The organism is Psychrobacillus sp. (assembly GCF_056205495.1).
In genome coordinates this window covers 1-1,502 of the sequence record NZ_JBAEAP010000648.1, presented here as the reverse complement: position 1 = coordinate 1,502, position 1,502 = coordinate 1, and the positions used below count along the sequence as shown (strand labels likewise).

The 1,502-nt window shown below is 35.6% G+C and carries 1 protein-coding gene; it reads left to right on the top strand.

Features of this window, described 5'->3' with window-relative positions:
* Positions 1-26: 26 nt before the first annotated feature.
* Positions 27-1,325 (top strand): serine hydrolase, encoded by a 1,299-nt coding sequence (locus AC06OU_RS18675; RefSeq protein ID WP_475857712.1) that lies wholly within the window; start codon positions 27-29, stop codon positions 1,323-1,325.
* The last annotated feature ends 177 nt before the right edge of the window (positions 1,326-1,502 follow it).

Sequence of the window (1,502 nt, the reverse complement as noted above, 5' to 3'; positions counted from 1 at the left end):
TAAAAAGAAAGTATTAGGAGGATACGATGTGCATTTATATGTGGATTGGTATTGGGATATTTGCTTTTTTTACACTTCTTCCCTTGAAGAGCGCAAAAAATCTTAGTAAATGGGACATTATTGGAATTGTTATAACGATGGTCACCTTAGTGGTAATTATAATCGCACATATATTTTATAACTTTAATCTTTGGATTGGAATTGCCGTGCTATTTATACTTGCAATATTATTAGATAAAAAAACATATACGAGAAAAATGATCGTTATTTATGCTTGTATGTTTATTGTCATAGGAGGAGTGGTTTATTGGCTATTAGGAGATCTCTTTGGAAAGACGGATTCTGACATAGTCTTAGAGCATCTTATAGAAAATCCAGAAACAACCTCCCTCTATTTTGCAAAGGAGGGTGAAGTACACATTAGTCACAACGATGAAGAAGTTAGGCCACTTGCAAGTGTTGTGAAAATAATGGTTGCTTTAGAATATGCCTTTCAGGTAGAAGAAGGAAAAGTAGATCCTGCTACTATTATTGATTTAGATGACCTAAATGTTTATTATATTCCCCAAACCGATGGGGGAGCCCATGAGGCTTGGAAAGAGAGCTTGGAAACAGAACAACCAACGCTACAGGAAGTAGCAAAAGGAATGATCAAGTTTAGCTCAAACGCTAACACCGAATACCTTATGGATTTGCTGGGTCTAGATGCAATCAATAATAGGATGGAAGAGTTAAACATAGAAAACCATGAAGAGGTTTACCCTATTGTTGGAGGACTAGCTATCTCGAGCTACCTAAAGGAGCAGGAGAATTTAAGCAATAAAGATTTAATGAATAGACTTAACGAAATGTCTATGGAAGAATATCGTTCTTTAGCAATCGAAGTAAGTCAACAATTGAAATTCAAACAATTTGCAGTTACAGATGCATCTAAGATTTCCATGGATATTCAACGGATCTGGTCTGACCGACTAATCGGAGCTACTGCAGCCACCTATGGGAATATCCTTTCAAGTGTGTCAAACAATGAATTTTCGCCAAGTGTCACTAATACTTTAAGGGATATATTGGAATGGCCACTTGTTCATGAAAGTAATCAACAAAAATTCCATCACATAGGTAAAAAAGGTGGGTCAACAGCTTTCATTCTTAACCAGACGATTTATGTGGAAACAAAGAACGGAGAGAGAATGGAGATGGTCATTATGTTAGATGACTTATCGATGTTACAAAGCCTCACGTTGCAAAAAAATATAGACTTCTTTCTATTTAAATTGATAGAGGATGAGGAGTATTTAGAGACAGTGAATCAAAAATTATCTTAGAGAGTATGGAGTGGGGTTACGTCCATTCAAAAAGAGGTGTCATCCATATCGGATGACACCTCTTTTAAGGTAGCCACAAACTACTAATACAGCTAAGTATTAAAACACAAATAAACAAGAACGCTAGTATAAAATCCTTCTTTTCAATAGGCACTTCATGATAAAAGACTTTTCTAG